This window comes from Pseudoxanthomonas sp. GW2, from assembly GCF_000283075.1.
GTDB lineage: Bacteria > Pseudomonadota > Gammaproteobacteria > Xanthomonadales > Xanthomonadaceae > Pseudoxanthomonas.
In genome coordinates this window covers 1-23,737 of record NZ_ALIP01000069.1, presented here as the reverse complement: position 1 = coordinate 23,737, position 23,737 = coordinate 1, and the positions used below count along the sequence as shown (strand labels likewise).

At 70.5% G+C, this 23,737-nt stretch carries 16 protein-coding genes and 1 pseudogene; 8 read left to right on the top strand and 9 right to left on the bottom strand.

All coding sequences use genetic code 11. The features are described 5' to 3' along the window. Positions 1-17 precede the first annotated feature (17 nt). On the top strand, positions 18-1,331 hold the full coding sequence (locus B351_RS0104825) for a gluconate:H+ symporter (RefSeq protein WP_019397918.1): 1,314 nt from the start codon (positions 18-20) through the stop codon (positions 1,329-1,331). A 10-nt stretch (positions 1,332-1,341) separates the two neighbouring features. Here the strand turns inward: B351_RS0104825 and B351_RS16235 are convergent, their stop codons facing one another. After that, positions 1,342-2,349, bottom strand: coding sequence for an aromatic ring-hydroxylating dioxygenase subunit alpha (locus B351_RS16235; RefSeq protein WP_019397917.1), 1,008 nt, complete (start codon positions 2,347-2,349; stop codon positions 1,342-1,344). A gap of 86 nt (positions 2,350-2,435) precedes the next feature. Between B351_RS16235 and B351_RS17955 the strand changes: the two genes are divergently transcribed. Further along, positions 2,436-2,600: a hypothetical protein gene (locus B351_RS17955; protein WP_232207889.1), complete on the top strand. Its 165-nt coding sequence runs from the start codon at positions 2,436-2,438 to the stop codon at positions 2,598-2,600. Here the strand turns inward: B351_RS17955 and B351_RS18245 are convergent. Continuing rightward, a pseudogene (locus B351_RS18245) lies at positions 2,537-2,749 on the bottom strand (ketoacyl-ACP synthase III); the annotation flags it as partial. The gene B351_RS17955 and the pseudogene B351_RS18245 overlap by 64 nt on opposite strands. 416 nt (positions 2,750-3,165) lie before the next feature. On the opposite strand from B351_RS18245, the gene B351_RS0104815 reads away from it, so the two are divergent. Then, positions 3,166-3,894 (top strand): helix-turn-helix transcriptional regulator, encoded by a 729-nt coding sequence (locus tag B351_RS0104815; RefSeq protein WP_019397916.1) that lies wholly within the window; start codon positions 3,166-3,168, stop codon positions 3,892-3,894. A 58-nt stretch (positions 3,895-3,952) separates the two neighbouring features. Here B351_RS0104815 and B351_RS0104810 read toward each other — a convergent pair whose 3' ends face one another. Both B351_RS0104810 and B351_RS0104805 read right to left on the bottom strand, forming a co-directional pair. After that, positions 3,953-4,837 carry a ribonuclease H-like domain-containing protein gene (locus B351_RS0104810; protein ID WP_019397915.1) on the bottom strand — a complete coding sequence of 295 codons (885 nt, stop codon included), beginning with the start codon at positions 4,835-4,837 and terminating at the stop codon, positions 3,953-3,955. Continuing rightward, complete coding sequence (locus B351_RS0104805) at positions 4,834-7,245, bottom strand: DEAD/DEAH box helicase (protein ID WP_019397914.1); 2,412 nt, start codon at positions 7,243-7,245, stop codon at positions 4,834-4,836. Before B351_RS0104805 ends, B351_RS0104810 begins: the two co-directional genes overlap by 4 nt. 148 nt (positions 7,246-7,393) lie before the next feature. Here B351_RS0104805 and B351_RS0104800 point away from each other — a divergent pair, with 148 nt between their 5' ends. Further along, the gene (locus B351_RS0104800) at positions 7,394-7,810 is read left to right on the top strand and encodes a hypothetical protein (protein ID WP_019397913.1); all 417 of its coding nucleotides are present in this window, start codon (positions 7,394-7,396) and stop codon (positions 7,808-7,810) included. Positions 7,811-7,819: 9 nt separating this feature from the next. Here B351_RS0104800 and B351_RS0104795 read toward each other — a convergent pair whose 3' ends face one another. The 4 genes from B351_RS0104795 to B351_RS0104780 form a co-directional block, all read right to left on the bottom strand. Next, complete coding sequence (locus B351_RS0104795) at positions 7,820-8,962, bottom strand: endo-1,4-beta-xylanase (RefSeq protein ID WP_019397912.1); 1,143 nt, start codon at positions 8,960-8,962, stop codon at positions 7,820-7,822. 58 nt (positions 8,963-9,020) lie between these two features. Continuing rightward, on the bottom strand, positions 9,021-10,445 hold the full coding sequence (gene uxaC / locus B351_RS0104790; protein WP_019397911.1) for a glucuronate isomerase: 1,425 nt from the start codon (positions 10,443-10,445) through the stop codon (positions 9,021-9,023). A gap of 42 nt (positions 10,446-10,487) precedes the next feature. Continuing rightward, positions 10,488-13,349 (bottom strand): glycosyl hydrolase 115 family protein, encoded by a 2,862-nt coding sequence (locus B351_RS0104785; RefSeq protein ID WP_019397910.1) that lies wholly within the window; start codon positions 13,347-13,349, stop codon positions 10,488-10,490. A gap of 76 nt (positions 13,350-13,425) precedes the next feature. After that, positions 13,426-14,721 (bottom strand): MFS transporter, encoded by a 1,296-nt coding sequence (locus B351_RS0104780; RefSeq protein WP_019397909.1) that lies wholly within the window; start codon positions 14,719-14,721, stop codon positions 13,426-13,428. A 427-nt stretch (positions 14,722-15,148) separates the two neighbouring features. On the opposite strand from B351_RS0104780, the gene B351_RS0104775 reads away from it, so the two are divergent. The 4 genes from B351_RS0104775 to B351_RS0104760 all read left to right on the top strand — a co-directional run bounded on the left by B351_RS0104775 (position 15,149) and on the right by B351_RS0104760 (position 21,682). Further along, positions 15,149-18,022: a TonB-dependent receptor gene (locus B351_RS0104775; RefSeq protein ID WP_019397908.1), complete on the top strand. Its 2,874-nt coding sequence runs from the start codon at positions 15,149-15,151 to the stop codon at positions 18,020-18,022. A gap of 307 nt (positions 18,023-18,329) precedes the next feature. Further along, on the top strand, positions 18,330-19,808 hold the full coding sequence (locus tag B351_RS0104770; protein WP_019397907.1) for an MFS transporter: 1,479 nt from the start codon (positions 18,330-18,332) through the stop codon (positions 19,806-19,808). Positions 19,809-19,842: 34 nt separating this feature from the next. Continuing rightward, entirely contained in the window at positions 19,843-20,862 is a 1,020-nt protein-coding gene (locus B351_RS0104765) for a glycoside hydrolase family 43 protein (protein WP_019397906.1), read from the top strand. Then, entirely contained in the window at positions 20,852-21,682 is an 831-nt protein-coding gene (locus B351_RS0104760) for an aldose 1-epimerase (protein WP_019397905.1), read from the top strand. Before B351_RS0104765 ends, B351_RS0104760 begins: the two co-directional genes overlap by 11 nt. A 21-nt stretch (positions 21,683-21,703) precedes the next feature. Here the strand turns inward: B351_RS0104760 and B351_RS0104755 are convergent, their stop codons facing one another. Further along, a complete protein-coding gene (locus B351_RS0104755) occupies positions 21,704-23,677 on the bottom strand; it encodes a UvrD-helicase domain-containing protein (RefSeq protein WP_026010370.1) in 1,974 nt (657 codons plus the stop codon). Positions 23,678-23,737 lie beyond the last annotated feature (60 nt).

Sequence of the window (23,737 nt, the reverse complement as noted above, 5' to 3'; positions counted from 1 at the left end):
TCCCGGGGAGTTGCTGGATGGCCACGTTCCTCATCATCGCCGCCGCCATCGCGCTGCAGATCCTGCTCACCGCGCGCAAGCTGAGCCCGTTCCTGTCGCTGCTGGTGGTGGCGATCCCGATGGGCCTGGCCTTGGGCATCGCGCCGCAGGACCTGGTCAGGACCATCGATGCCGGCGTCGGCAGCACGCTGGCCGGGCTGGCGCTGGTGATCGTGCTCGGCGCGATCCTGGGCAAGGTGCTGGAGGAAAGCGGCGCGGCGGAAAAGATCGCCACCACCCTGATCGGCGCCTTCGGCGAGCGCAACATCCAGTGGGCGCTGCTGCTGACCGGCTTCCTGGTCGGCATCCCGCTGTACTTCAATGCCGGCTTCATCATCCTGGTGCCGCTGGTCTTCTCGCTGGCGCGACGCACCGGCCTGCCGATCCTGCTGCTGGCCATCCCCACCGTGGCCTCGCTGAGCACCACCCACTGCTTCCTGCCGCCACATCCGGGACCGGTGGTGCTGGTGAATGCCTTCGGCGCGGACATGGGCCGCACCCTGCTGTACGGCCTGGTGATGGCCGTGCCGGCGGTAGTGATCGCCGGTCCCTGGCTTTCGCGCCGGCTGAAATCCATCAACCCGCCGCTGCCGGACCTGTTCAACGGTCCGGAAGATGGTGCGCGCGGCGAGCTGCCGGGCGCGCCATGCTCGTTCCTGATCGCGCTGTCGCCGGTGCTGCTGATCAGCGTCTCGGTGGTTGCCGACGGCCTGCTGCCGGAAGGCCTGGTGCGCACCGCGCTGCTGTTCCTTGGAAACCCGACCGTGGCCCTGCTGCTGTCGACCCTGCTGGCGTTCTGGTTCCTGGGCCATCGCCGCGGCGTGGGCCTGGAGACGCAGACGCGCTGGCTCAATGCCGCCATCGGCGGCATCGCCGTGATCCTGCTGATCATCACCGCCGGCGGCGTGTTCAAGCAGGTGCTGGTCGACAGCGGGGTGGGCGCGACCATCGCCGCCCTGGCCGGGCAGTGGCAGATGCCACCGCTGCTGTTCGCCTGGCTGGCCACCGCGCTGCTGCGGGTGATGATCGGCTCCTCGACCGTGGCGGTGATCACCGCCGCCGGCGTGGTGGGTCCGCTGGTGGAGAGCACCGGCGTGTCGCCGGAACTGATGGTGCTGGCGGTGGGCGCCGGCAGCGTGTTCGGCTCCCACGTCAACGACTCGGCCTTCTGGATGTTCAAGGAGTTCTTCGGCCTGTCCATGGCCCAGACTTTCCGCTCGTGGACGGTGATGGAATCGACCATCTCCGTGGTCGGCCTGGCCGGCGTGCTGCTGCTGGACCTGGCGCTGTAGCCCGCGCCGGCTACAGCATCATCTCCACCTCGAAGCATTCGCCGGGCGCGGGCAGGCGGCCCTCGCTCCAGAACCGCTCCAGCGCCGGACGGACCACGTCGATCGGGGTCGAGGCCCCGCGCCGGCGGCCAAAGCGGGCCAGGTTCCCCGCCTGCAGTTCCAGCATGCGCACGTCCTGGTCGTTGACCTTCTTCAGCAGTGGCCAGGCCAGCAGCCGGATCGCCCAGGCCGGGGCACGCCGGCCTTCCACGTGCAGTCCCACGAACACTTCGGTCGATCCGGCGTCGCGCGGGCTGAAGTGCAGGTCGAACAGGATCCGGCTGCCGTTGGCGTAGCGGTACTCCAGGCGCGCGCTGCCGGGGGCGGCGAACCATGCGCGCTCCATCGTGCGCTCGGACTCGAACAGCCGGTAAAGCAGCCCGGACTGCTTCGGCGTGCCGCGGTAGTCGACGGTGAAGCCTTCGCTGGTGGCCTGGAAACGGGCCCGTGCCGCCACCCTCCGGCTTTCCACCCGGACCAGGCCGGGATGGACGAAGTGGGTGTGCATCGGATCCAGGAAGTTCTCCATGGCATCGAGCACGTGCGCTTTCCAGGTGGTGCGCCACTGGAAGCGGCGCGTGGCCGGGTCCGTGCCGCGGACCAGCTCCGGCGGCGCAGGCTCGCCTTCCGTGCCAGGGCGCAGCCACAGGAAGCCGTCGCATTCGACCACCGGGAAGCTGCGTACCTTCACGCCAGGCAGCGGGGCGTGCGCGGGCAGGCCGGGCAGGTGGCGCAACCTGCCTTCGCGGTCGAACGACCAGCCGTGGTACGGACAGCGCAGCTGGCCATCGGCCACGCAGCCGGCCGACAGCGGCACGTGCCGGTGCGGGCAGCGGTCCTCCAGTGCGATCCAGCCGTCGCCGGCGCGGGCCAGGGCGATATGGGTGTCGAGCAGGGTCACGGCCAGCGGCCGCTCGCCCACCTCGCCGGTGCGTGCCACCGCATACCAGTGGCGGTACAGGTCCGGATGCCAGGTCAAAGTGCGAATCTCCGCAACAGGGGCGCACCGAGCCGGCAGCTGGCGGCCGAGAGCAGGTCCAGGGCGCGCTGCGCGCGCGCCGGCAGGTGGCGGGCGTAGACCGCGCTGTACTCGACCGCCGGGCGCCCGCCGCGCAGGCCTCCACGATCACCGCCGCGCCGCCGTCGCCGAACAGCGCGGCGGTGTCGGTGTCGTTCCAGTCCAGTCCCGCCGACGGCACCTCGCCGGCCACCAGCAACACCCGCCGGTAGCGCCCGACCGCGATCGAGGCGGCGACGAGGTCCAGGCCGGCGAGGAAGCCCAGGCAGGTGGCGTTGACGTCGAAGGCAGGGGTGTCGCTGTCCTCCAGGCCCAGGCGGCGCTGCACCAGGGCGGCAGTGCAGGGGATCGCCTGCTCCATCACCCCGCCCACGCTCACCACCGCGTCCAGCTCGCGGGCCTGCAGCCCGGCGCGGTCCAGGGCCATGCGCGCGGCCTCGGCGGCCATCAGCGAGGCCGGCTCGTCGGGGCCGGCGAAGTGGCGGTAGTCGATGCCCACGTGGCGCCGGGTCCAGCCGTCCGGCTTGCCCCAGTGCCGGTCGAACCAGGCCGAATCAACCCGCCGCGAGGGAACGTAGTACCCGGTGCTGGCGATGCGCAGGGGCAGGGGACGGACAGCGTGGGTCGCAGGCATTGGCAGTGTGGACGTGGAGTTGCGCGAAAGCCTCTCCGGCGCCGATCGAGGCGGCAAGGCCGGCCTGCGCAAGGCGCATCCACTGCCACGGAAGGTATCACTGGATGATACCTTGAGCCGATCCCGAGTCGAACGATCCGTCCATGTCCGCTTCCAAGCTGATCCTCGAGGCCGTGCGGACCCAGCTGCGCGCCCGTGGCATGACCTACCGCGACCTGGCCGCCCGGCTGGGCGTGAGCGAGCCGACGGTCAAGCGCGACCTCAGCCGCGGCACCTTCTCCCTGGCACGGCTGGACCAGATCTGCGAGGTGCTGGGCCTGGGCCTGGACGAGCTTCTGCGCGGTGACGGCGCCCCGCAGCTGATGACCGAGCTCAGCGCCAGCCAGGAGCAGGCGCTGATTGCCGACGCGCGCCTGCTGCTGACCACCTACCTGATCCTCAACGACTGGAAGTTCCCGCAGATCCTGGCGGCGTTCCGCATCGACGAGAACGAGCTGGTCTCGCTGCTGCTGCGCCTGGACGCGCTGAAGATCATCGACTACCGGCCGCCGCACCGGATCCGCAAGCTGACCGCGCGCAACTTCACCTGGAGGTGCAACGGCCCGGTGCACGGCTTCTTCCTGGAGCGGATCCTGCCGGAGTTCTTCGCCGCGCCGTTCGCGGAGCCGGAGGACGGCTTCCACTTCCTTGCCGGCATGCTGTCCGACGGCTCCATGCGCTACATCGCCGCGGAGATGGAGAAGCTGGCGCGCGAGTTCGCCCCCCTCGCCCGCCACGATTCGCAGCTGCCGCTGGCGGCGCGCAACGGCTGCAGCGCGGTGCTGGCCCTGCGCAAGTGGGAGTACTCGGAGTTCACCCGGATCCGGCGCTGAGCTCCCGCCCCGCGCGCGGCCGGTGCGCATGCCTGCCACGGCCGCGCGCGCCGGCTCCTCAGGCGACTGGCGCCGGCAGCATGGCTTCGCCCGGCAGCCCCGCGGCGGCCTGCTCCGCCCCGGCCGCCGACAGGTGCCGCAGCAGCCGCGACAGGGAGATCACGTCCTGGCGGTTGTGCGCCAGCACCCGCCGCAGCAGCCCGGCGCCGCCGCCGCGCAGGTAGCCCAGCCAGGCGGCGGGCGCCTCCGAGCCGGGCAGGTCGTCCTCGCGCACCACCTTCAGTACCTGGCGTTCGATCGTCGCCAGCCGGCAGTTCTCGTACACGCCGCGGTAGCGGCGGCGGGTGGGGTAGAGCAGGTCGACGTGGCGCAGCCCGGCGAACGGGTGCGCGCGTCGCGCCAGGCGGTAGCGGGTGGCCAGCAGCGGCGCGTCGTAGCACTTGCCGTTGTAGCTGCACAGCACCGTGCGCGGGCCGACCCAGCCGGCCAGCACGTCCAGCATCGCGGCCTCGGCGGACGTGCTGGCGATGGTCAGCTGGCGGATGCGCAGCTGGCCGTGGTGCCAGTCCGCCGCGCCGACCATGAAGGCGCGCGTGCCGGTGCCGCCGGCCAGGCCGGTGGTCTCGGTATCGAAGAACAGCAGGTCCGCCGGATCTATCGGCTCGCCGCGGTCGAAGCGGCCGTCGAAGGCCTGCGGCAGCGGCTCGTCGTGCAACCGTTCCTCGACCAGGTACAGGCCTGGCGCGATCTGCTCGCCGGGCAGCTGGCGGTCGCCACTGGCCGGCGTGGCCTGCGGCCGCGCGCGTACCCGCAGCAGGCTGCGCAGCTGGTCCAGGTCGGGGCTGGCCGCCGCGCCGGGCGTGGCCGGGGGCGTCGCCCGGCGCGGCGTGCTGGCTCCGGCCTGGCACTTGAGCTGCTGCAGTTTCGCCAGCGACAGGCTCATGCCGCCTCCAGCGCGCCGAGCACGCGCAGCGCCAGCGCCTTGGGCGCGGTCTCCTCGTCCTCCTGCGCGGCCAGCACCGGGCCGACGCAGGCCGGGCAGCCGGCACGGCAGTCGCAGCGTTCGACCAGTTCGCGTGCGCGCACCACCAGTTCGCGCTGGCGCTTCCACAGCGGCTCGCTCTGGCCCATGCCGCCGGGGTAGTTGTCGTAGAGGTAGACGGTGGGCACGAAGCTGTCGTGGCGGTCGGGATCGACCATGCTGCCGTCCAGTGCACGCAGCTGGCCGCGGCCGCGGCCGTCGCCGCTGGCGAACCAGGCGCCGTCGCCGCTGCCGACCGCCTTCTGCAGGTCGGCCGATTCGGCCATCACCGCGACCTTGGCGACCACGTGCAGGGCGTAGCCGGCGCCGAGGAAGCCGTCCAGCGCGTCCTGGCGGCTGGCGAAGCGCGCCTCCAGCTCGGCCTGTGGCAGCTGCCACCACAGCGCCGAGGTGTGCAGCTCCTGGTCCGGCAGGTTCACCGGGCCATAGCCGATGTTCTCGTGGGTGTAGTAGCGGATCTTCTTGTAGCCGGACACGCGCCTCACCACGTGCACCTCGCCGTGGTGGCAGGTGCCGGCGCCGGCAATCACGCCGTCGAAGCGCTCCAGCACCTTGAGCCTGGTGTAGTCGATCGCATCGGTGTAGTAGTCGACGTGGGTGCGGGTGACGTAGGCCTTGCGGCCCTCCCAGTCCAGCCGCTCCACCTGGTAGGGCACCGACTGCACCATGTGGATCGCGCCCTCGTAGAGCATCAGCGGCGCGGAGCTGAAATCGACCTCGGCGATGATCACCTGGCGGCCATCGGTGCGGTCGACCACCACGAAGTTGCCGTCGGCCACCGAGCGCAGGCTCACCGCGTTGGCCGGGTAGCTGTCGGCGATCCACTCCCAGCGCCCGCCTTCCGGATGCACCACGCCGTCCTCGGCCAGCAGCTGCAGGTACACCTCCGGCTCCACGCTGCCGAAGCGCTCGCCCTGCAGGAACGGCAGCTCGAACGCGGCGCAGCGGATGTGGTCGAGCAGGATCACCGGCTGGTCGGGGGCGATGCGGGCGTGCTCCGGCGGCGCGGCGGAGAAGAATTCCGGATGCCGCACCATGTACTGGTCCAGCGGGTCGGAGCTGGCCACCATCACCCCCAGCGAGGCCTGCCGGCGACGGCCGGCGCGGCCGAAGCGCTGCCAGGTCGCGGCCACCGAGCCCGGGTAGCCGTTGAGCACCACCAGGTCCAGGCTGCCGATGTCCACGCCCAGTTCCAGCGCCGAGGTCGAGACGATGCAATCGATGCGCCCGGCGCGCATGGCCTGCTCGGCCTCGCGCCGCTCGGTGGGCAGGTAGCCGCCGCGGTAGGCGCGCACCCGCGCCGGCTTGCGCGGATCGCTGTCGAACACGTCCTTCAGGTACTTGGTCAGCACCTCGACCATGGTCCGCGAACGCGCGAACACCAGGGTCTTGAGCCCGGCCTTGAGCGCGGCGCGCGCGATGCGGGTGGACTGCGAACGCGCCGAGGCGCGCAGGCCCAGGTCCGGGTTGACCACCGGCGGGTTCCACAGCAGCACGTGGCGGTCGCCGCTGGGCGCGCCGGATTCGGTGATCGCATGGACCTCGTCCTCCAGCAGCGCCTCGGCGTGTTCCTTCGGGTTGCCGATGGTGGCCGAGCACAGGATGAACTGCGGCTTCGTGCCGTAGAACGCGCACACGCGCTTCAGCCGCCGCAGCACGTTGGCCAGGTGCGAGCCGAACACGCCGCGGTAGCTGTGGATCTCGTCGATCACCACGTACTCCAGGCCCTCGAAGAACTGCGCCCACTTGGTGTGGTGCGGCAGGATCCCCTGGTGGAGCATGTCCGGGTTGGAGACCACGATGTCGCCGTTGAGGCGGATCGCCTGGCGCTGGTCGCCCGGGGTGTCGCCGTCGAAGGTGGCCGGCTTCAGGCCCAGGTCGCCGGCGCGGTTGAGCTCCAGCAACTCGGCCACCTGGTCCTGCGCCAGGGCCTTGGTCGGGAACAGGTACAGCGCCTTGGCCTTGCGCGTCATCACCGCGCTGACCACCGGCAGGGTGTAGCACAACGACTTGCCCGAGGCGGTCGGCGTGGCCAGCACCACGTGGCCGCCGCCGGCCACCGCCTCCCAGGCCTCGGCCTGGTGCGAATAGAGCTGTTCGACGCCGCGCGCACGCAGGGCCGCGGCCAGGCGCGGCGGGAGCTCCCGCGGCAGCGGTGCGTAGCGGCCCTCGCGCCCGGGCTGGACGAAGTGGCCGGTGACCCGGCCCTGGTACTTGCCGGCCAGGCGCAGGGCGAAGCTGGCGCCGTCGGGTCCGGGCACGGGCAGGGCGGGGCGGTCGAACGCGGTCAGGGGGGCTAGTTCGGGCATGGCGGCTCCAGCGTGGAGCGCGGGGTTGTACGCGGCTGCCGTCTCAATCCGTGCGACGCGGCGGCGGCCGACCTGTCCGCTTCAGGCTGGCGCACACCGCCGGGCCGCGGCACCATCGGCCGCGGGTAGACCCAAGGGGGGGAGATGCATGCGCAAGTCCATGTGCGCGCTGGCCGCGCTGGTGCTGGGCCTGGCCTGCGGCGGCGCCCGCGCCGACACCTGGCGCTGCTTCAACGACGTGGAGGTGACCTGCCTGGAGGATGGCTGCAGCGCCGCCAACAAGGGCGAGTTCACCCCCATGGACCTGGCCTTCGCCAGCGATGGCGGCCTGTCGCTGTGCGCCTACACCGGCTGCTGGGACGGCACCGGGCGGGTGCTGGCGACCTCGCCGTTCCTGGTGATCGCCGCGCGCCGGCTGCCGTGGTCCGATCCCCATGGCGGACCGGACCGCGAGCGCGACATCCTCGTGGCCTTCGATCCGGCCGACCGCATCGCCGTGGTCAAGGCCGGGGGCTGGGCGCATCCGCTGCGCTGCCAGCCCGGGCAGGCCGGCGGGGAAGGCTGAGCGCGGCGCCTACCTGCCCTGCGGCACCCGCAGCACCGCCTCCAACGCCGGCTTGGGCTGGCGCTGGCGGTCGAACAGCAGCGGGTAGTTGGTGCGGCCGGGGATCGGGTAGCCGTTCTTCCAGGACATGTCGTCGGCGATGCCCCACACCGCCACCCGCGCCAGCTTGTCGCGCTTGCGGTGGAACAGCGCGAACAGCTCGGCGTAACGGTCGGCCAGTTGGCGCTGCACTTCGTCCGGCAGTCCTTCGCGGTACGGGTCGAGGAAGCGCTTGAACTCGGGCAGCTGGAACTGCGGGTGCAGCATGCACTGGCCGATGATCTGGCCTTCCTTCGTCAGCGGCAGCACGTCCACGTCCAGCTCGGTGACCATCACCTTGACCCCGGCGGCGTGGTAGGCGTCGATGGCAGCCTCGATCTCGGTGAGCGAGGGGTAGTTGAGGCCCCAGTGGCCCTGGATGCCGACGCCGTCGATGCGGATGCCGTGCGCCCGCAGCATCTCCACCATGCGCACGATGCCGGCCACCTTCTCCGGGCGCCAGGCGTTGAAGTCGTTGTAGTACAGCTCGGCATCCGGTGCGGCCTCGGAAGCGAAGCGGAAGGCGTCGCGCAGCAGCGCATCGCCGTCGCCGCCGTAGGCGCGCACCCAGGCGGTATCGCGGTAGCGGCCATCCTCGCCGATCTGCTCGTTGACCACGTCCCAGGCATGCACCTTGCCGGCGTAGCGCCCGGCCACGGTGTGGATGTACTGGCGCAGGCGGCCGCGCATCGTCGCCGTGTCCGCCGGCCTGCCGGCGTCGTCCTGGAAGAACCAGTCCGGGGTCTGGTTGTGCCAGACCAGGGTGTGGCCGACGACGAACATGCCGTGCCTGCGGCCGAACCCGACGAAGGCATCGGCGCGTTCGAAGTCCCACCTGCCCGGCTCCGGGTGCAGGACCTCGGCCTTCATCGAGTTCTCCAGGGTGACGGCGTTGAAGTGCCGCACCGCCAGCGCCTGCTGCGCCGCGTCCTCGCCGCTGACGATGGCGTCGTTGACCGCAGTGCCGACCAGGAAGTCGTCGCGGTAGGCCTCCCTGAGCGTCTGCGGTGCGGCCAGGACGTTGCCGCAGGCCAGGGCCAGGGTGGCAAGCAGGGCGGTGCGGGGACGGATCATGGGCAGGCTCCGGTGGTCGACGGGATCGCCGCGCGCCGGGGAGGCGTCGCGGCGCGGGTTACAGCCTGTACGCGCGCTTGGGCAGGTGGTAGGCCAGGTCCACGGCGACCTCCGCGGCCTCGTCCTCGTCCAGCCGGTGCTCGGCCACCAGTTTGGCCAGCACCGCGCAGTCGATGCGGCGGGCCACGTCGTGGCGGGCGGGGATGGAAAGGAAGGCGCGGGTGTCGTCGTTGAAGCCGACGGTGTTGTAGAAGCCGGCGGTGCTGAGGGTCTGTTCGCGGAAGCGCCACATGCCCTCCGGCGCGTCGTGGAACCACCAGGCCGGGCCCAGGTACAGGCAGGGGTAGTGGCCGGCCATCGGGCCCAGCTCGCGCGAGTAGGTGCTCTCGTCGAGGGTGAACAGGATGAAGGTGAAGCCGGGCTCGTTGCCGAAGCGGTCCAGCAGCGGCTTGAGCGCGTGCACGTAGTCGGTGGCCAGCGGCAGGTCGGCACCGACGTTGCGGCCGTGGCGGGCGAACAGCAGCGGGTTGTGGTTGCGGTAGCAGCCCGGGTGCAGCTGCATCACCAGGCCATCGTCCAGGCTCATGGCCGCCATCTCGGTCAGCACCTGGCCGCGGAACAGCGCCGCTTCCTCGCGCGAGAAGCCGCCCTTGAGGATCTTCGCGAACAGGCGTTCGGCCTCGGCCCGCGACAGGTCCGCGGTCAGCGCGCTCTCGTGGCCGTGGTCGGTCGAGGTCGCGCCCAGCGACCTGAAGAAGGCGCGGCGGTTGCGGTGCGCGCGCAGGTAGCCGTCCCAGCTGTACACGTCCTCGCCGGTGATCGCGCCGAAGCGTTCCAGCGCGGCGGCGAACGCCTCGTGCTCGGGATCGACCACCTCGTCGGGGCGGTAGGCGGTCACCACCTTGCCCTTCCAGCCGCTGTCGCGGATCGCCTGGTGGTGGACCAGCGGGTCCAGCGGCCCCTCGGTGGTGGCGATCACCTCGATGTCGAAACGCTCGAACAGGGCGCGCGGGCGGAAGGCCTCGTCCTGCAGCGCGGCGGTGATGGTGTCGTAGTAGTGGTCGGCGGTACCGGCGTCCAGGCGCACGCGCAGGCCGAACACCTCGTGGAACACGTGGTTGAGCCACAGCGAGGAGGGCGTGCCGCGGAACAGGTGGAAGTTGCGCGCGAACAGGCGCCAGGCCTCGCGCGGGTCGACCGCGGCGCGGCTGCCGTCGGCGCGGGGGATGCCCAACGCGTCCAGGCCGATGCCCTGGCTGTAGAGCATGCGGAACACGTAGTGGTCCGGCACCAGCAGCAGCTCGGTGGCGTTGGCGAAGCTGGCGTTGCCGGCGAACCAGGCCGGGTCGGTATGCCCGTGCGGGCTGATGATCGGCAGCCCCTCGACCTGCGAATACAGGCGGCGCGCGATCGCGCGCTGGGTCGGATCGGAGGGGAACAGGCGGTCTTCGTGCAGGTGCAGCGGGCGGCCGGTGGTGCTCATGGATCTTCCGTGTCGATGCGGGTGGGTGGAGGACGCGCGCCGTCAGCGGCGCGCGCTTTCCGCGGGTCCGAGGGTGGTGGGGATGGGCCGGCGCGCCAGCTCGATGCGCTGGAACACCAGCGCAGGATCGACCAGCCACAGCTTCACCGTGTTGGCGCCGGCGCGCACGCGGTGGCGGGAACGGGCCACGTGCACGTTGTCGATCACCGCCGCTTCCCAGGCGGTGAAGTCCGGATCGCCGGGGCTGGGATCCAGGCGGATGTTGACCAGTTGCGGCGGCTCGTCGTTGACCGAGACCGCGTAGCGCAGGCCGCCGCGGTTGCGCACGTCCAGGGTCGGCGAGACCAGCACGCGCAGCTCGACCTCGCCGTCCTCGTGCATCACCACCGGGTATTCCAGGCGCGCGCCGTCGCCGCCGGGCACCAGCGGTTCGCCGGTGGCCGGCCAGGCGGCGACCGCCGACAGGGTGCGGCCCAGGTTGGGGATCACCTGCCACCGCCCGCCGGGCGGCGGCACCGCGCGCGCGTAGTGCTCGGCCTCGATCGCCACCACGCCGTCGCCCTCGACGAAGCCGCGCGCGCCGCGATGCTGCGGCGGCTTGTGCACCGGCACGGTTACGTAGACTTCGGTCCAGTCCTGGCCACGGATGTAGACCACGCCCTCGTGGCGGCCTTCCGGCAGGGCATCCCAGTCGATTTCCAGCTTGAGCGGCTGCTCGTCGGCCACTTCGCCGGAAGCCGGGGAAACCTTCAGCCACGGCGCGCGGCTGGTGGCGGTGAAGGCGATCGGCGCCTGGCCGCGGTTGAACACCACCACCTCGCGGGTCGGGGCGGCGACCGGATCCAGCTCCGGCAGGCGCGGGGCCTTGAGCAGGGCGGGGTAGGCCAGCGGATCGCCTTCCACCGCCACGCCGGTCACGCCCTTTTGCGGCGCGTCGACGCTGGCCAGCGCCGGCAGGATGTTGCGCGGCGGCGACTGCCAGTGGGTATAGCCGATCCGCGGCTGGCTCATCATGTGGATCCACTTGCCGCCGGCGATCTCCTGCTCGTACACGCGCTGCAGCTCGGCGTCGCGGGCGAACAGCTTGCGTGCCTGTTCGGCCCAGGCATTGGCCGAAGCGCGGCCCTGGGCGGCGTAGAGCCGGTTGCGCGCCACCGCCACGTGCAGGTGGTTGAGGTTGGCGCTGGCCAGCACCGGGTATTCGACCAGCTGGTACCAAGCGTCGCGATGGCTGGCCGGGATCCTCGGCGCCAGTGCCTGCACCTGCGCCACCAGCGCATCCCATTCGGACAGCACGCGCCCGGCCTCGCGGTCGTGGACCAGGCTCCAGGTGGCGGCGTCGATCAGTTCCGGCTTGCGCCGCGCGTTGAGCCGGGTATAGCGGGTGAGGATGTCACCGATGGCCTGCGCATGCGCCGGGCCGAACTGCTCGGCCGCCCAGCGCGCCGGGTAGGTCCTGATCCATTCCAGGTCGGCCGCGTCCGGATCCCAGGCCTGGTCGAGGAAGGCGCTGATCGGCAGTTCCTGCGGCTTGATGTCGCCGACGTTGACCACCCACAGCCGCTCCACGCCGTGGGCCCAGGCCAGGCGCATCTGTTCCCAGGCGCGTTCGACCTGGGTGGTGTTGAGCCACTTGTAGTTGCGCGGGCCGCCGACGTAGTCGAAGTGGTAGTACACGCCGTAGCCGCCGGGGCGCTTGTCGGCCGGGTCGGGCAGGCGGCGGATGTTGCCCCAGTTGTCGTCGGCGAACAGCAGGGTGACGTCGTCGGGCACGCGCATGCCCTTGTCGTAGTAGTCCTGCACTTCCTTGTACAGCGCCCACACCTGCGGCACCTGCTCCACCGGCTTGCCGGTGGCCTCGCCGATGATCCGGCGCTGGTCGGCCACGATCTGCTCCAGCAGCGCGGTGGCGGTCTCCTCGCTCATCGGCTCGTCGCCGTCGCCGCGCATGCCCAGGGTGACGACCGCCTCGCGTCCCTGCAGGCGCTCCACGCCGCCGCGCCAGAACTCCTGCAGCACCTGCGCGTTGCGGCGGTAGTCCCACGGGCCCTTGCCGTAGCGCGACCACTCGTCGTGCGCGCGCATCATCGGCTCGTGGTGGCTGGTGCCGATCACCACGCCGTAGGCGTCGGCGACTTCCGCATTCTTTGGATCGTCGTCGTAGAACGCGCGCGGCAGCCACATCGCCGGCCACAGGAAGTTGGCCTTGTGGCGCATGACCAGCTGGAACACGCGCTCGTAGAACTGGTGGTTGGTGCCGCCGAAGGTCGCCTTGCTCCAGCCGCCCAGGGCCGGGTCCTCGTCGTTGATGAAGATGCCGCGGTAGCGCACCTTGGGCGCGTCGACGAAGCGGCCCGGCGCGACGTGCAGGCTGGCGCGCCTGGGCGGCGGCACGTCGGCCCACCAGGTCCAGGGCGAGACGCCGATCCGGCGCGACAGCTCGTACAGGCCGTAGGCGGTGCCGCGGCGGTCGGCGCCGGCCACCAGCAGGGCGCGCTCGATGCCCGGCTCCGGCCGCTCCACCACCTGCAGCAGGTAGGCCTCCCACACGCCGCTTACGCCACCGGTATCAATCCGGTGTTCGCGGACGATGCGATCGACCCGCGGGCTGCGGCCCAGGGTGCCGGCGATGATCGCCAGCTTCGGCGTGGCGGCCTCCGCCGCCGGCCGCCCCGCGACCGCCGCCAGGTCGCCGCGCAGCGCCTCGGCGGCCAGCTTCACTGCCTCGAAGTCGCCCTCGTCCACCAGCACCGGTAGCGGGGTGCCGCGCTCGATCAGCGGCAGGCTGCCGGCGCTGCGGGCTTCGCACACCGCGGCCGGGGCGCGGCAGTCCTGACGCGCGAGCACCGCGCCCGGGATCAGGAGCACGGCGCCCAGCAGCAGGGCAAGGTGTCGCTTGGTCATCAACGTCTCTCTCGCATCGGCGGCCGCGGCCGGCGCACGTGGCACCGGGCGCGGCGTCAGTGGGGCACGCGCCGGCTCAGGAGCCGGGCGCGCGCGGGAGTTCGAAACGGGCCGGTTCCAGGCGCGGCGCCAGCAGGTGCACCACCAGCAGCGCGACCACGTAGGCCGAGCCCGCGATCAGGAAGATCGTGCCGTAGCTGCCGGTGGACTGCAGTTGCGCGCCGGTGAACAGCGACATGGCCATGCCACCCACCGCGCCGGCGAAGCCGCCGATGCCCACCACCGAGGCCACGGTCTGGCGCGGGAACATGTCCGAGGGCAGGGTGAGCACGTTGGCCGACCAGCCCTGGTGGCCGGCCATGGCCAGGCCGATCAGGCCCACCGCCAGCCACAGGTTGTCGACCTGGGTCACCAGCGCCACCGGCGCCACGCACAGCGCGCACACAAGCATCGCGCCCTTGCGCGCGCGGTTGAGGTTCCAGCCCAGGCGCACGAAGCACCCGGCCAGCCAGCCGCCGGCGATGCTGCCGAAATCGGCCATCAGGTACACCACGATCATCGGCGGGCCGATCTTGGCCAGCGACAATCCGTACTTGGAGGCGAGGAACTTGCCCAGCCAGAACAGGAACAGCCACCACACCGGGTCGGTGATGAACTTGGCGGCCACGAACGACCAGGCCTGGCGGTGGCGCAGCAGCCGCAGCCACGGCACCTTGACCGTGGACTCCGGCGGGTCGGAGCGGATGTGCGCCAGCTCGGCCGGCGACAGCTTCGGGTGCTGTTCCGGACTGCGGTAGCGCGCCAGCCACACCGCCAGCCAGGTCGCGCTGAGCACGCCGGTGCACAGGAACGCCGCCTGCCAGCCCCAGGCCACGGCCACCACCGGCACCATCAGTGGCGCGGCGATCGCGCCGATGTTGGAGCCGGCGTTGAAGATGCCCACCGCGAACGCGCGCTCGCGCTTGGGGAACCACTCGGCCACGGTCTTGACCGCGGCCGGGAAGTTGCCGGCCTCGCCCAGGCCCAGCGCGAAGCGCGCGACGATGAAGCCGAGCACGCTGGCCGCCAGCGCGTGGCCCATTGCCGCCAGCGACCAGATGCTGATCGCCAGCGCGTAGCCGATGCGGGTGCCGAAGCGGTCGATCACCGCGCCGGCGCACAGCAGGCCGATCGCGTAGGCGGCCTGGAAGGCGATGACGATGTAGCCGTACTCCAGCTCGCTCCAGCCGATCTCGTGCTGCAGGAACGGCGCCAGCACGCCCAGCACCTGGCGGTCGATGTAGTTGATGGTGGTCGCCGCCAGCAGCATGGCGCACACGCGCCAGCGGTAGCGACCGATGGATCCGGCGGCGGCCGGGCTGGCCTTGTTCACCGGTTACCTCCGCGCACCGCGCTGCTGCAGCGCAACACAAAATGTCTTTTACTGCGGCGCAGCATAAACCCTCCCGCGAAAGTGAACCGCATTGATATCGGTATCATTAACACAGCGGGATAACCATCACCAAGGCATCCGGCCGCAAAAACAGGGATGTCAGCGCTGTCATCCCGAGCCCGCAAAAGTCCCTTGAAAAACAGCGCTTTTCATCGTGCGCTGCAACATCCGCGCATTCAGCCAACACGCGCTTGCGTACGGTCTTCAGCGGGCGCTACCATCGCCGCCGCTCATGGTAGCGGTATCATCGATTTCAAACTGATATCGCCCGGTAGCGGAACCCACATACCAATCAGCGAAAGACACCGGTGGACTGCGGCACCCCCTTGAGTCGCGCCGCCGGCCACCAGAAACGGGAGGGAGTACGGTGAAGAAGCCTTGCAAGACAGAACTGTCGCGCGCCCTGGGCCTGCTGTGCCTGGCGCTTGCCAGCGGCGGCGCCATCGCGCAGGACAACGAGGCCGGCCAGGATGAGCAGGCCGTCCAGCTCGACACGGTGACCGTGCGCGGTTTCCGCCAGAGCCTGCAGTACTCGACCGAAGCCAAGCGTGACTCCACCGGCTTCACAGATTCGATCTTCGCCGAGGACATCGGCAAGTTCCCCGACACCAACATCGCCGAGTCGCTGTCGCGCGTGCCCGGCATCCAGCTCAACCGCGACGTCAACGGCGAGGGCTTGAACGTCGCCATCCGCGGCCTGCCCAACAGCTTCACCAAGACCACCATCAACGGCGCCTCGGTGGCGACCGCCTCGATCGGCCTGGATGCGACCAACCAGAACCGCGAGGTCGACCTCAACATCTTCCCGACCGAGTTCTTCAACCAGCTGACGGTCTACAAGTCGCCGACCGCGAACCTGCCGGAAGGCGGCGCCGCGGGCGTGATCGACATGCGCAACATGCGCCCGTTCGACATGCCGGGCACCCACCTGACCTACTCGCTGCAGGCCGACTACAACGACAACAGCGAGAAGGCCAGCCCGCGCGGCACCCTGATCGGCTCCTGGACCAACGCCGACGGCACCTTCGGCGTGCTGGCCGGCGTGACCTCGCAGCGCGGCAAGCTGGGCGTGGAGGGCTACGAGACCATCGGCTGGACCAACCCGAACCTGACCAACGCCCAGTGCGGCAGCGGCGGCGACCCGGCCGCCTTCCCGGCCCTCGGCCAGCCGTGCAATGTCACCGGTGGTAACGGTTGGCGCATCCCGGACGTGGTGCCGAACAACGCCGCCACCATCGCCGCCGGCCTGACCCCGGGCCAGGCGATCGACGCCGCCTGGCTGGAGGCCAACAACCCGGGCCTGAGCACCGCCCAGATCGGCGAAGCGCTGATCCCGCGCCTTGGCCGTCCGGTGCACATGTCCGGCGACCGCGACCGCGACGCCTTCCTCGGTTCGGTGCAGTGGCGCCCGAACGAGACCGTCGAGGCCTACGTCGACGTCCTGTACACCGAGGCGCACCGCACCAACCAGCGCCTGGACATGAACCTGGTCGGCCGCAACGGCGCGATGATCCCGCTGAACATGCAGCTGGACGCCAACAACGTCGTCACCAGCGCCACCTTCACCAACGCCCAGTTCTTCCTGGAAGCGCGCCCGTACGTCGAGGACGTCAAGTACTGGCACGTGACCCCGGGCGCGACCTTCTGGTTCGGCGCCGACCAGAACATCAAGCTGGACGTGCAGGCCAACGCCAGCCGCAGCTGGATGTTCCGCGAGTCGCCGACGATCCTGTTCAACTCGCCGTTCACCACGCTGCAGTACACCAACAACGGCAGCATCCCGAGCTGGACCACCGACATCGACCTCAACGACCCCAACCTGGGCTGGACCTGGGAGGGCGGCCGCGTGTGGGCCCAGAACGAGAAGCGCGTCACCGAGACCAGCGGCTTCCGCGCCGACCTGCAGCTGGGTGACGACCGCAACAACGTCAGCTTCGGCGTGGCGTGGGACAACAACAAGCGCCGCATCCAGGGCTTCGGCGACACCGGCAGCGGCTGGCAGCCGTACGCCTTCGACCTGGTCGACGACGCCAGGCTGGCCGACTACATCGTGCCGGGCCCGGCGGGCTTCGTCTCGGTGGACTACAAGCGCTTCATGCGCGACACCAACTACGCCCAGTACCGCGACGCGGCGGACGAGGCGGCCGGCCCGAACACCGGCGGCTCCACCGGCGGCTTCGACGAGACCACCAAGGCGGCCTACGTCATGGTCAACGGCGAGTCGGAGATCATGAACCGCGGCCTGCGCTACAACTTCGGCGTGCGCTACGTGACCACCGACCAGGAGATCAGCGGCCCGGTGACCATCGGCGGCAACCGCTTCTGGCAGACCCTGGACGGCGACTACTCCGAGTGGCTGCCTTCGTTCAGCGCCGCCTGGGACGTGGCCGACAACGTGGTGCTGCGCACCTCGGCCTCGCGCACCATGACCCGCCCGAACCCCAGCTCCATGCTGCCGGCGACCACCTTCACCGACATCTCGGCGCAGGTGGCCAACCAGGGCAACCCGGACCTGACCCCGTACATCTCCACCAACTTCGACATCGGTGGCGAGTGGTACACCGGGGCCGAGGGCTTCGTCGGCCTGACCTTTTTCAACAAGCGCGTGGAGGGCTACACCTACCAGGGCGTGACCACCCGTCCGTTCCGCAGCCTGGGCATTCCGTTCGAGGACCTGGTCGACTCGCAGCAGCAGGCGATCAACTCGCGCGGCGGCCCGGACGTGGCCACGGTCAACGTGCAGCAGCAGGTCAACGCCGACGCCGAGCTGGAGATCCGCGGCTGGGAGGCGATCTGGGTGCAGCCGCTGAGCGTGGTGCTGGAAGGCCTGGGCTTCATGGCCAACTACACCAAGCTGGACATCAAGACCCTGGGCCGCGACGCGGAGGCGCTGTCCAACAACGTCTACGGCGTCGCCCCGTCGCTGTGGAACGCCACCGCCTACTGGGAGAACGAGGTCGCCTCGGTGCGCCTGTCCTACACCTGGACCGAGGGCGCCACCGGCACCGGCCCGAACCAGCAGGGCATCCCGTTCGCGCAGATCTACGGCGAGGACCGCGGCCAGCTCGACCTGTCGGCCAGCTACACGCTGAAGAACATCAGGACCCAGCCGCAGCTGACCTTCAACGTGCTGAACCTGACCGGCGAGGAGCGCCGTTCGTACTTCGCGTTCCCGAACGCGGTGAACGACCTGTACGACCCGGGCCGGACCGTCACCGTGGGCATCCGCGGCACGTTCTGATTGCTGCGCTGCAGTAAGGATTGCGGCCCACCCGGCGCTCCGGCGCCGGCGTGGGCCGCGTCCTTTCCGGGGGCGGAAAACCCTTGGAAACAAGGCTTTTGCGCGCGTCCGCCAGGCCCGCGCGGAAGCGCCGCATGAGCGGTCAAGCAATGCCTGCGCGGACAGGCCGGCACGCGCCTTCCTTTCGGGTATGCTTCGAGCCCGATGGTAGCGGTAACGTGCAATGGGCACGCACCCGCCACCCATCCGGGAAGACAGTCCGGGTGGCATCTTCCACCCTCCAATCCAGCATCCGAGCCGGGGACGCATGAGCAGCCACAGCGAGATCCTTACCGTACGCGAGAAGGTCGGCTACAGCCTGGGAGACCTGGCGGCCAACCTGATCTTCCAGACGCTGATGACGTTCCTGGCGTTCTTCTACACCGACATCTACCGCATCCCCGCGGCGACGGCGGCGACCATCATCTTCGTGGTCGGCATGCTCGGTGCGTTCGTGTTCACCCCGCTGGTGGCGGTGCTGGCCGACCGCACCCACAGCCGCTGGGGCAAGTTCCGGCCGTGGATCCTGTTCACCGCGATCCCGTTCGGCGTGCTTTCGCTGCTGGCGTTCACCACGCCGGACCTCGGCCCGCAGGGCAAGGTGATCTACGCCGCCACCACCTACACCCTGCTGGTGCTGGTGTACGCGGCCAACAACCTGCCGTACTCGGCGCTCAGCGGCGTGCTCACCGGCGACATGGGCCAGCGCAACAGCCTGTCGGCCTACCGCTTCGTGGCGGTGATGATCGCGCAGCTGGTGGTGCAGTCGCTGCTGCTGCCGCTGGTGCTGATCCTCGGCGACGGCGACCGCGTGCAGGGCTTCCAGAACACCATGCTGCTGTTCGCCGTGGTCGGTACCGTGTTCTTCCTGGTCACCTTCCTCACCACCCGCGAGCGCGTGGTGCCGGCGCAGGAGCAGAAGACCCCGCTGCGCCAGGACCTGGCCGACCTGGTCGCCAACCGGCCGTGGCTGATCCTGCTGCTGGTGACCATCCTGGTATTCACCACCCTGGCGCTGAAGGGCGGCACCTACGTCTACTACTTCGAGTACTACCTCGACGAGCCGTCGATGGCGCGCTTCCTGCACGGCATCGGCTTCTACGCCCTGCTGGGCGGGATCAACTCGGCGCTGACCGGCATGGGCCTGGCGGGCTTCCAGCTGCCGGAGGACGCCACCACCGCGGCGTTCGGCCTGTTCAACGCCGGCGGCATCATCCTGATGGTGGTCGGCATCGGCTTCTCCAAGAAGCTGGCCGACCGCTTCGGCAAGCGCGACGTGTTCGGCGTGTTCCTGCTGCTGTCCACGCTGTTCATGCTGGCCTTCTACGTGATCCCGCCGCAGCGCATCGGCCTGGTGTTCCTGGCGCAGATCTGCCACGGCTTCTTCTACGGCGTCACCATCCCGCTGCTGTGGGCGATGGTGGCCGACGTGGCCGACTACTCCGAGTGGAAGAACCACCGCCGCGCCACCGCGATCATCTTCTCGGCCATCCTGTGCGGCCTGAAGGTGGGCCTGAGCGTGGGCGGCGCGCTGGTCGCCGGCATCCTCGCCCACCACGGCTACAACGCCGACCTGTCGGCGCAGGCCCCGGAAACCGTCGACGGCATCCGCCTGTCGGTCAGCCTGTACTGCTCGCTGCCGTTCCTGGCGGCGGTGGCGCTGCTGTTCTTCTACAAGATCAACAAGCCGATGGAGTCGCTGATCGAGCGCGAACTGGCCGAACGCCGCGTCGCCCAGGCCGCCTGACCGATCCGCCGCAAGCAACAAGGGAAAGAGAGAAATGGCCGACCGCGAATACACCGAGGCGGAGCTGAAGGAACTGGCCGGCAAGGCCATCTCCCAGCCGCTGGTGACCCACATCTACACCGCCGACCCCTCGGCCCACGTGTTCGAGGGCAAGCTGTACATCTATCCCTCGCACGACATCGAGACCGGCGCCGCGTTCGACGACGACGGCGGCCACTTCCAGATGGAGGACTACCACGTCTTCCGCCAGGCCTCCCCGGACGCCCCGGCCGAGGACTGCGGCGTGGCCCTGCACGTGAAGGACGTGCCATGGGCGGCCAAGCAGATGTGGGCCCCGGACGCGGCCTGCAAGGACGGCAAGTACTACTTCTACTTCCCGGCCAAGCGCGCCGACGGCATCTTCCAGATCGGCGTGGCCGTCGGCGACCGCCCGGAGGGCCCGTTCAAGCCGGAGCCGGAGGCGATCAAGGGCAGCTATTCGATCGACCCGGCGGTGTTCGGCGACGACGACGGCGAGTACTACATGTACTTCGGCGGCCTGTGGGGCGGACAGCTGCAGAAGTACCGCGACAACCGCTACGACGCCGCGCACGAGGAGCGGGGCGACGACGAGCCGGCGCTGGGCGCCCGCGTGGCGCGCCTGTCTGCGGACATGAAGCAGTTCGCCGAGGCCCCGCGCGAGGTGGTGATCCTCGACGAGGCCGGCCGGCCGCTGAAGGCCGGCGACCACGCGCGCCGCTACTTCGAAGGCCCGTGGATGCACAAGTACAACGGCACGTACTACCTGTCGTACTCCACCGGCAACACCCACCAGCTGTGCTATGCCACGGCCGACAATCCGTACGGTCCGTTCACCTACCGCGGCGTGATCCTCACCCCGGTGGTCGGCTGGACCACGCACCACTCGATCGTGGAGTTCGGCGGCAAGTGGTGGCTGTACTACCACGACTCCGTGCTGTCCGGCGGCGTGACCCACCTGCGCTCGATCAAGGTCAGCGAGCTGCACTACGAGGCCGACGGCAGCATCCGCACCCTGCACCCGTATGGCAGCTGAGGCCGCGTTCCCGGGGCCGCTCACCGAGCTGCCCCCCGGCCCACTGCTGACCCTCGCCCACGGCGCCGTCTCGATCGACGTGGCGCCGGCGGCCGGCGGCCGCGTCGCCCAGATCCGGGTGGACGGCGTCGAGCAGCTGGTCGGCTACGGCGAGTACGGTTCGGACGCGGCCATCGCCTGGGGCTCGTACCCGATGGTGCCGTGGTGCGGCCGCGTCCGCGACGGCCGTTTCCCGTTCGAGGGCCAGGCGTACCAGCTGCCGCGCAACCTCGGCGGCCACGCCATCCACGGCGTCGGCTTCGTCATGCCCTGGCAGGTGGTCGCGCAGTCGCAGCACGGGCTGGAACTGGCGCTGGAGTTGCCGCACGACGGGCGCTGGCCGTTCGGCGGCCATGCCCGCCAGCGCATCGTGCTGGAGCCGCGCGCGCTGTTGCTGGAGCTGGCGGTGAGCGCCGGCGCGCGGGCGATGCCGCTGACCTTCGGCTGGCACCCCTGGTTCCGCAAGCCGGAGCGGCTGGAGCTCGCGCCCAGCGCGATGTACCCGCGCGACGAGAGCCACATCGCCACCCTGCCGCTGGTGGCGCCGGCGCCGCCGCCGTGGGACGACTGCTTCATCAACACCGCGCCGGTGGTGCTGCACCGGGGCGGCCAGGTCCTGCGCCTGTCCTCCAACTGCGACCACTGGGTGGTGTACGACGGCACCGCGCATGCGACCTGCGTGGAGCCGCAGACCGGCCCGGCCGACGCCTTCAACCTCGGCGCGCCGCGGCTGCAGCCGGGGCAGCAGGCCTCGGCCTGGTACCGGATGGAGTGGGACTGAGGCCGACGGCAGCCGCCGGGCTCAGTCGTCCAGCAGCGCCTGGATCGCGGCGAAACCCGCGCTGGCGCGTTCCTTCTTGCGCTCGGCGTCGGCCACCGGGTCGGCGCCGTCGCGCTGCAGCTCCTCGGCCGGCAGTTCGTCGAGGAAACGGCTGGGCTTGAGCCGCACCTTCTCGCGGAAGCGCCGGGTCTCCCGGCTGTAGCTGAGCCACAGGCGCTGCTTGGCGCGGGTGATGCCCACGTACATCAGGCGCCGCTCCTCCTCCAGCGAGCCTTCCTCCAGCGCGGCGTCGTGCGGCAGGGTGCCGTCCTCGCAGCCGACGATGAACACGTAGCCGAACTCCAGGCCCTTGGCCGCGTGCAGGCTCATCAGCCGCACCTGGTTGCCGCCGTCGTCCTTGTCGTTGCGCGACAGCAGCGCCAGCTGCGCGGCCAGGTCGCCGGCGTTGGCGCCGCGCGGGCCGCCCTCGAACCATTCGGCCAGCTCCTCGAGGTTGGCCTTGCGCCGCTCGAACGAGGCCTCGTCCTTGCACTGCGCGCGCAGCTCGGCCAGCAGGCCGGACTTCTCGGCCAGGCGCCGCACCAGGTCGGCCGCGCTCAGCTTCGCCGAGTGCTCGCGCAGGTCGGCGATGGCGTCGTTGAACGCGCGCAGGCCGTTGGCCGCGCGCGGCGGCAGCTGCTGCAGCGCACCCATGGCCTGGGCCGCTCGCGACAGCGGCATGTGCTTGCTGGCGGCCAGCTCGGCCAGGCGCGCCAGCGAGGTGGCGCCGACCTCGCGCTTGGGCGACTGCACCGCGCGCAGGAAGGCGGCGTCGTCGTCCGGGTTGGCGATCACCCGCAGCCAGGACAGCGCGTCCTTCACTTCCTGGCGCTCCAGGAACGCGGTGCCGCCGGTCAGGTGGTAGGGCACGCGCAGCAGCTGCAGCGCCTTTTCCAGTGGGCGCGACTGGTGGTTGCTGCGGAACAGGATGCAGAACTCATTCCACGGCACCTGCCTGGCCTCGTGCAGGAACGCGATCTCGCCGGCGACCTTCTCCGCCTCGTGCTCGTTGTCGCGGCACTCCCATACCCGGATGCGCTCGCCGTCGGCCTGGTCGCTCCACAGCTTCTTCAGGTGCACGTGCGGGTTGTGCGCGATCAGGGCGTTGGCCGCGCGCAGCACGCGGTTGGAGCAGCGGTAGTTCTGCTCCAGCTTGATCACCTTCAGCTGCGGATAGTCCTTCTCCATCTGCAGCAGGTTTTCCGGGTTGGCGCCGCGCCAGGCGTAGATGCTCTGGTCGTCGTCGCCCACGCAGGTGAAGTTGCCGGCCGGGCCGGCGATCGCGCGCAGCAGCCGGTACTGGGCGTCGTTGGTGTCCTGGCATTCGTCCACCAGCAGGTAGCCGATGCGCTCGCGCCAGGCGCGGACGACCTCCTCGTTGCTCTCCAGGATCTGCAGCGGCAGCCGGATCAGGTCGTCGAAGTCCACCGCGTTGAAGGTGGACAGCCGCGCCTGGTAGCGCGCGTACAGCTTGGCCGCCTCCATCTCGCGGGTGGAGCGGGCCATGGCCAGCGCCTGCTCCGGCGACAGCCCGGCGTTCTTGGCCCGCGAGATCAGGTTGCGCGCGTCCTCGACCGAGTCCGGCTTGGCCCCCGGCATCAGGTCCTTGACCTGGGCGGCGGCGTCGTCGGCGTCGAAGATCGAGAAGCCGCGCTTGAGCCCGGCGGCCTCGTGCTCGATCTGCAGGAACTTCAGGCCCAGGGCGTGGAAGGTGCAGATGGTCAGGCCGTCGGCGGCGTCGCCCTTGATCCGCTTGGCCACGCGCTCGCGCATTTCCTTCGCCGACTTGTTGGTGAAGGTGATGGCCGCGATGCGCCGCGCCGGGTAGCGCCCGGAACCGATCAGGTGGGCGATCTTCTCGACGATGACGCGGGTCTTGCCGCTGCCGGCACCTGCCAGCACGAGCAGAGGACCCTGGTCATGCAGTACGGCGGCGCGTTGCTGGGGATTGAGCACGGCAGGAACGGTGTAACGGGCGGGGCATTCTACCCGGTGCCGGGCCCGGGGGCGGCGGCC